Source organism: Paractinoplanes tereljensis (genome assembly GCF_016862435.1).
Classification (GTDB): domain Bacteria; phylum Actinomycetota; class Actinomycetes; order Mycobacteriales; family Micromonosporaceae; genus Actinoplanes; species Actinoplanes tereljensis.
This window is the reverse complement of record NZ_BOMY01000042.1, coordinates 304,289-311,000: the sequence shown is the minus strand read 5'-3', so window position 1 is coordinate 311,000 and position 6,712 is coordinate 304,289. Positions and strand designations below refer to the sequence as shown.

6 protein-coding genes are annotated in these 6,712 nt (G+C 70.5%); 1 reads left to right on the top strand and 5 read right to left on the bottom strand.

What is annotated here, in order from left to right; all coding sequences use genetic code 11:
* Positions 1–867 carry a transposase gene (locus tag Ate02nite_RS49880; protein ID WP_354264033.1) on the bottom strand — a complete coding sequence of 289 codons (867 nt, stop codon included), beginning with the start codon at positions 865–867 and terminating at the stop codon, positions 1–3.
* Between the two features lie 523 nt (positions 868–1,390).
* Between Ate02nite_RS49880 and Ate02nite_RS33775 the strand changes: the two genes are divergently transcribed.
* Positions 1,391–2,293, top strand: a complete 903-nt coding sequence (locus tag Ate02nite_RS33775) for a DUF5996 family protein (RefSeq protein WP_203811924.1) — start codon at positions 1,391–1,393, stop codon at positions 2,291–2,293.
* Here the strand turns inward: Ate02nite_RS33775 and Ate02nite_RS33770 are convergent.
* The 4 genes from Ate02nite_RS33770 to Ate02nite_RS33755 are packed head-to-tail and all read right to left on the bottom strand — an operon-like array spanning position 2,272 to position 6,676.
* Entirely contained in the window at positions 2,272–4,224 is a 1,953-nt protein-coding gene (locus tag Ate02nite_RS33770) for a right-handed parallel beta-helix repeat-containing protein (protein ID WP_203811923.1), read from the bottom strand. The two genes, Ate02nite_RS33775 and Ate02nite_RS33770, sit on opposite strands and share 22 nt — an antisense overlap.
* A gap of 60 nt (positions 4,225–4,284) precedes the next feature.
* The gene (locus tag Ate02nite_RS33765) at positions 4,285–4,845 is read right to left on the bottom strand and encodes a cysteine hydrolase family protein (protein ID WP_203811922.1); all 561 of its coding nucleotides are present in this window, start codon (positions 4,843–4,845) and stop codon (positions 4,285–4,287) included.
* 15 nt (positions 4,846–4,860) lie between these two features.
* Positions 4,861–5,688 (bottom strand): helix-turn-helix transcriptional regulator, encoded by an 828-nt coding sequence (locus Ate02nite_RS33760; RefSeq protein WP_203811921.1) that lies wholly within the window; start codon positions 5,686–5,688, stop codon positions 4,861–4,863.
* A gap of 43 nt (positions 5,689–5,731) precedes the next feature.
* Entirely contained in the window at positions 5,732–6,676 is a 945-nt protein-coding gene (locus Ate02nite_RS33755) for a zinc-binding dehydrogenase (protein WP_203811920.1), read from the bottom strand.
* Positions 6,677–6,712 lie beyond the last annotated feature (36 nt).

Sequence of the window (6,712 nt, the reverse complement as noted above, 5' to 3'; positions counted from 1 at the left end):
CTAGTGCGGTGTCCGCAAACGTTCGCCGGGTTGGTTCCGGTGTGTTTGTGGATCCTCGGTCACAGAGGTGAGCGAGCGACTCCCTACCAGGGTGGTTAGGGCGGGCCTCCGCCGGCCAAGGGACCCTGCCGCTGCTGGCCATGGTGGTCGGCGGCGGGGGTCACGCCGTGCCGTGCCGACACCGGGGAGGTGTTGTCCGGCTCGACGGTGCGTGACCACCCCACCCGTGGGAACGGGTGGGGTGGCTTTGTCCTGCAGGATTTGCAGGGTGCGGCCGATCTGCCATTGCCGTAGCCGCAGGTTGTGCCGATGCCCCGTCGACCGGTCGAGGACTCCGCGTGGGTCACCGACGGTCAGGGTTCCGATGCGCCGGTCGACCGCCCACCTGATCACGGTGGTGGCGGCTTCATGCAGAGCCTGACGCACCCGCCGCCGGTGCCGGCCCTCGACAAGGCGTGCCTGGCGGCGGGTTTTACGCCACCGCCGGGATCCGCGCTGGCCCTTGGCAGGGGCGCGGGCTGCGGTGGCCCGGTTGCGGCCTTTGGTGTCGGCGAGATGCAGGCGGTGTTCGGCGCGGACAGCGCGCCCGGACACCAGCAGAGCGTCTGCGTTGTCTGGGGTGGTGACGGCGAACGGGTGGATGATCCCGAGATCGACCCCGGCGATCCGGTCGGGGTCGGGTTGCTGGCCGGGCGGGTAGGAGGCGGTCGGGAGTTCCGCGGTGACGTCGATGTGCAGGCGGCCGTCGGCGAGCAGCAAGGTCACCGACCGGATTGTGTCGGCAGGGTAAGGGACTGGCCGGTCCAGGCGGATCTGTAGTGGTGGGCAGCCGTGGGCGGTTGGTAGGCGCAGGGTTCGTCCAGTCATAGTGAAGGTGCCGTGATGCCAGCGGACGGGAATCAACCCTTGCCGGCGCCGCGGGTAACGCACCTCGGATGCGCCGGCTTTACGGCGGGCGGCGGCGGCAAACCAGGCATCGGCATAACGGCGTAGTACTGATCGGGCGCCGGTGGTGTCGAGTTCCCCGAAGGTGCCAGGACCCGACTGGGCCAACAGGCGGCACCACTGCTGATAGCCCGCCTGTGGCGGGTCACCGCGACGGCGCCGCCAGGCGCTGATCTCCAGAACACACGCCCACACACCCCCGGCCGAACGGAGTAGGCCGAAGCATCGTTGTGGTTGGGCGTGGGTCAGGCGTAGTCCGAGGCGGGCGGTGCGGTGCACCACCCGGTCTGCTCCTACATCCCGACGTCTAGGCATGCGCCAAGTATGCGCCCGCATATAGGCGTTAGACAAGTAGGCGATACACCTGAAACCCCGCCCCGCCGACCAGCGTCCACCGCGAGACCGACCCGGCGAACGTTTGGGGATACCGCGCTAGCTTTGCTCGGTGAATGAACAGCTGGAGTGGCCGCGCCTGCGCGTGGCGGACTGGACCGATACGCGGGACACGCTGCACATGTGGGCGCAGATCGTGGGGAAGGTCCGGATGGCGCACGCCGCGCCGGTCAACCACTGGTGGCACGTCACCCTTTACCCGAGCGCCCGCGGGCTGACCACGACCGCGGTGCCGCACGGTGACGGGGCGTTCGACGCCGAGTTCGACTTCGTCGACCATCAGCTGCGCCTGCGCACCACCGACGGCCGGTCCCGGTCGGTGGCGCTGGTGGCCAAGCCGGTCGCGGAGTTCTACGCGCAGACCATGGCGGCGCTGACCGAGCTGGGCGTGCCGACAAGCATCCACGCGGTCCCCAACGAGGTCGAGAACGCCATTCCCTTCGCCGAGGACAACACCCATGCGGCGTACGACCCGGAAGCGGCCCAGAAATTCTGGCGTCAACTGCTCCGGGCCGAGCGGGCGATGAGTGGATTGCGCACCGAGTTCTACGGCAAGGCCAGCCCGGTGCACTTCTTCTGGGGCGCGATGGACCTCGCGTACAGCCGCTTCTCCGGCCGGATCGCCCCGCCGCATCCCGGCGGCGCGCCGAACTGCCCGCCCTCGGTGATGCGCGAGGGCTATTCGCACGAGCTGGCCAGCTGCGGTTTCTGGCCGGGTGGCGGCGATGAGGGTGCCTTCTACGCGTACGCCTATCCGGAGCCGGCGGGGTACGCCGACCTGGACGGCCTCCCGGAGGGCGCCTACTACGACCGGGCGATGGGCGAATACCTGCTGCCGTACGAGTCGGTGGCCGGCGCCCCGGACCCGGATGCGGTCCTGGGCGCCTTCCTCCGATCAACCTTCGCGGCGGCCGCCGACCTGGCCGACTGGGATCACCAGACGCGTACGCGCTGACGGCCCGATGCCAAAGCGGCCAGCGGGCCGGCCGCCGACGTCTCGTCCCGGGCGGCACCCACCAGGTCGGTCCCGATCTGCGCCGGGCTGCCGTCCGGCTCCTCGAAGTCGGCGTCGGCGAAGCGGACGCGTTCCAGGTCGCGGCCGGACACCGGGGCGAGGCGGGCCTGGTCGAAGCCGGCCGGAAGGTCGGTCTCCAGCCACACCTCGTCGCCGTCCCGGGTCACGGTGACGGTCGCGTCGCCGAGCACCAGCGGGTCTGGCTCCCCGTCGAACGGCTCGGCGCCGCCCGCGAACACGTTGCCGCCGGCGTAGACGGCCTGCTTGACGTTGAGGAAGCGCTGGTGGTCGCCCTCCTGCGAGTTGACCTGGGCGAGGTACTCGGCGAACGAGGCCGGGAAGCCGTTGTAGCCGGACAGGCCGTGGTACGCCGGCTCGCCGGTGTAGTTGCCGCCGTGGCCGTACGCCTTGGTGACGTCGCCACCCAGGAAGAGGTTGCCGAGGTAGCGGTCGTCGCCGCCCCAGATCACCGCGTAACCGGCGACCTGGGTGCTGTGCGGCCGGTGGTACGGGGTGGCCCGGTCCGGCACCGCCTGCAGCCACACCGTGCCGGCGAACAGGTTGCCGACGAACGCGCCGCCCTGGCTGAACGACTCGAACGACGCGGTCGAGCCGAGGATGTTGTGGTCGACCAGGAACGGGCCGTGGCTGACCTCGATGAACAGGTCGCGGCTGTTGCCGTGGAAGACGTTGCGGGTGATCCGGGTGCCCTGGGTCTGCCAGTCCAGCCAGGTGCCCAGCGAGCAGTCGTGGATGTTGTTGTGCCGGATCGTCACGTCGATCGCCGCGTGCAGCTTGATGCCGCCGATCTCGTACCCGTAGAACTCGCGCTTGGTCGCGATGTTGTAGATGTGGTTGTCCTCGATCGTGGAGAACACGCAGCCCAGGTGGCCGACGATGCCGTTCTGCCCGCAGTCGTGGATGGTGTTGCGGCGGATGATGTGCGAGCCGATGTGCTCCTTGTCCCAGCCGAGCTGCCGGGCGATGAACACCGACTCGAGCTGGTACTGGTAACCGGGCTTGTCGCCGCGCAGGGTGGCGAAGTTGTGGCCGGTCGAGGCTTCCTTGCCGATCGAGATCGCCGAGCACTTGGCGTCGTGGATGTCGTTGTCCTCGATGATCCAGCCCTTGGCCCAGTTCGGGCCGATCAGGCCGGGCTGGTCGGCGGTCGGCGGCGTCCACGGCGACGCGGCCTGGGCGAGCTCGAAGCCGCGCACGGTGATGTAGTCGAGGTGCGGCACGAGCGGGTAGAAGACCGACCGGCGCACGTTGATCTCGACCAGCGAAGCGTTGGGGTCGGCACCCCGGAAGTTCGCCCAGATCGTCGTCTCCTCGGCACCGACCTCCGCGAACCAGACATATCCGGTCTGCGCGACGTTCGTGACCGGAACGGTGACCGCGGTCCAGTCGTCGACGACCTCGGTCCGTTCCGTCGCGGAGGCGACCTCGTCGCGCGAGCCGACCTCGTAGAAGCTCAGGCCGTTGAGGTAGACGTCACCCAGGTGCTTGTGCGGGGCGCCCTTGGCGTAGACGATCCAGTCGCCGCCGACCTCCTCGGCGAACGGGTTGAAGTCGCCGAACAGCGAGTTGGGCACGCTGACCCGCCACACGTCGCCACCGTCGGACTCCCAGCCGGTCACCTGCTCCGAGCCCTTGATCACCACGTGCTCGCCGTCGGCGGCGGTGTAGGTGATCCGCCGGGAGTCGCTTAGGCCACCCCGGGCCGGGGTGACCCACTCGCGGTATTCACCGGCGTGCACGACCACCGTGTCCCCGGGCTGAGCGACGGCCGCGGCCTGGTTGATCGTGCGGAACGGCCGGCCCTCGCTTCCATCGGCGTTGTCGGATCCGGTCGTCGCCACATGGAGCATCGTCGGGCCTTTCCTAATAGTTACGGACCGGCTTCAACGTAAGTTTCCGAAACTTTGCTGTCAACCGTTCGAAACTTTCGGCTCCCACTCGGCGATGGTGTGCACGTCGGCCTGCGCCGGGAAGACCTTCTCGACCAGCACCCGGTGCACCTCGGGATCGGCGTCGAGGCAGCCGTCGGACAGCACGGTGAGCCGGAAGTCCAGGTCGGCGGCCTGCCGCAGGGTGGACAGCACGACCCCGCTGGTCGCGATGCCGGTCAGCACCAGGTGGTCGATCTCCCGGGCGCGCAGCAGCACATCGAGGTCGCTGCCGGCGAACGCGGAGACCCGGCGCTTGGTGACGATCGCGTCGCCGTCGGCCGGGGCCACGTCGGCGTGGATCGCCATCGCCTGGTCGTCGTTGCCGCCACCGGCTCGGCCGGCCATCGGGCCGAACATCTTGTTGCGCGGGCTGACCTCGGGGAAGCCCGGCCGGAAGCCGACCCCCACGTAGATGACCGGGACCCCGGCAGCCCGGGCGGTCGCGATGGCGGAGGCCAGCCGGGGCAGATAGTCGGGGTCGGGGTAGCGATGCACGACGGCGTTCTGGACGTCCATCACGAGCAGTGCGGTGGAGCTCAAGGGGTGTGCCTTTCGTCAGGTGACGGTCCAGCTGCCGAGCAGCCGCAACGCCTGTTCGGAGGGGGAACCCGGCTCGGCGGTGCCCGCCGTGAGCCGCAGATCGGGGTTGGTGACGATGGCGAGCGACTCGAACGTGACGGTCAGCGGCCCGACGACCGGGTGCCGGAACCGCTTCACCCCGGCCCGCCGGTAGCCGACGTCGTGCGCGGCCCACATCGCCCGGAACTCACGGCTGCGCCCGGACAGGTCCTGCACCAGGTCGGCGAGGGCCTCGTCGTACGGGTCGCGGCCGGCCTCGGTGCGCAGCACGGTGACGGCGTCGTGCGCGAGATCCGTCCGGTCCGGGAAGAAGTCGTCCGCCCGCGGGTCGAGGAAGAGGAAACGTGCCTGGTTGACCACGCCGGGGGTGTCGAACATCGGCGCGAACAGGGCCCGGCCGAGGGCGTTGGCCTCGATCACATCGAGACGACCGTTCCAGATGTACGCCGGGGCGGTGGCCATCGCGTCGAGGAGCCGCAGTGTCTCGGGCCGCAGTAAACCAGTGCGACGTGAAAGCGGCCTGGCGTTGGCCGCGTGCACCAGGTTGAACAGGTGCCCGCGCTCGGCCTCGTCGAGCTGCAGCGCCCGGGCCAGCGCCGCCAGCACCGCGTCCGAGACGCCCCGGGCGCTGCCCCGTTCGAGCCGGGCGTAGTACTCGGTGCTGACCCCGGCGAGCTGAGCCACCTCTTCCCGGCGCAGCCCGGTGACCCGCCGCTCGCCGTGCGACGGCAGCCCGGCCCGCTCGGGGGTGATCCGCGCGCGCCGGGCAAGCAGGAAGTCCCGGATCTCGTCGCCCACGCTCACCCCGACACGGTATGACGGCTTCGGGGTGAGCTGGGAGGAACTGTCAGTTGGCCCCAGTGGTCAGCACGATCCGGCCGAACACCTCACCGGCGTCCATCCGGCGGTGCGCGCCGGCGGCCTCGGCGAGCGGGAGCACGTCGTGCACCACAGCCTCCGGCGGGTCGGCGAAGATCGACGCCCGAACCTGGTTCCGGGTCTCCTCGGGCACGGTGTTGAGGCTGAACGTCGCGAACGAGCGGGACCGCTGGAACGAGCGCAGGAACGCCATCCCGAAGTCGGCCGGCGGATAGCCGCCGACGACCCCGACCGAGACCAGCCGGCCGTTGTCGGCGAGCCGGTCGACGAACGACGGCAGGCCCGGCCCGCCGACGATGTCGAGGACGACGTCGTACTCGGCCGGCCCGACGCCGTTTCCGTCCCGGTCGAGAACGACCGTGGCACCCAGCTTCCGGAGGCGCTCGCCCCGCGAGGGGGAGGAGGTCGTCACCGCGATCGGGCCGGAGCCGGCGAGCTGCACCGCCAGGATCCCGATGCTGCCGGCCGCACCCCGGATCAGCAGCGAATCGCCCGCGGTGAACCGGGCGTGGGCGAGCGCGAAGTGCGCCACCGGCCCGGCGCTGCCGAGCGTCACCGCGTCGATCGAGGAGAGAGCGTCCGGCAGCGCGGTCACGTCCGCGATCCGGGCCACCGCCAGCTCGGCGTAGGCGCCGCCGACCCCGGTGAACGCCCACACCCGGCGCCCGATCCAGGCGGCGTCGACGTCGTCGCCGACCGCGATCACCCGCCCGGCCACCTCACTGCCCGGGATGTGGCCCTCGGTGAACCCGTAGCCGCCGAGCGTGCCCCGCCGGACCACCGCGTCGACCCCGCCGACCCCGATCGCCACGGTCTGCACGAGCACCTGTCCCGGCCCCGGCGACGGGTCCGGAACGTCGATCACGGCCATCCCGGAGGGGTCGCCGAACGTCTGAATACTCACTGCCTTCATGCTCGCGACGGTAGCGGACGCCCCCGTCCACTTGGC

Bases quoted from the DNA above. Each gene is read 5' to 3' on its own strand.
- Ate02nite_RS33755 (WP_203811920.1), bottom strand. From the start codon at position 6,676: ATGAAGGCAGTGAGTATTCAGACGTTCGGCGACCCCTCCGGGATGGCC.
- Ate02nite_RS33770 (WP_203811923.1), bottom strand. From the start codon at position 4,224: ATGCTCCATGTGGCGACGACCGGATCCGACAACGCCGATGGAAGCGAG.
- Ate02nite_RS49880 (WP_354264033.1), bottom strand. From the start codon at position 867: ATGACTGGACGAACCCTGCGCCTACCAACCGCCCACGGCTGCCCACCA.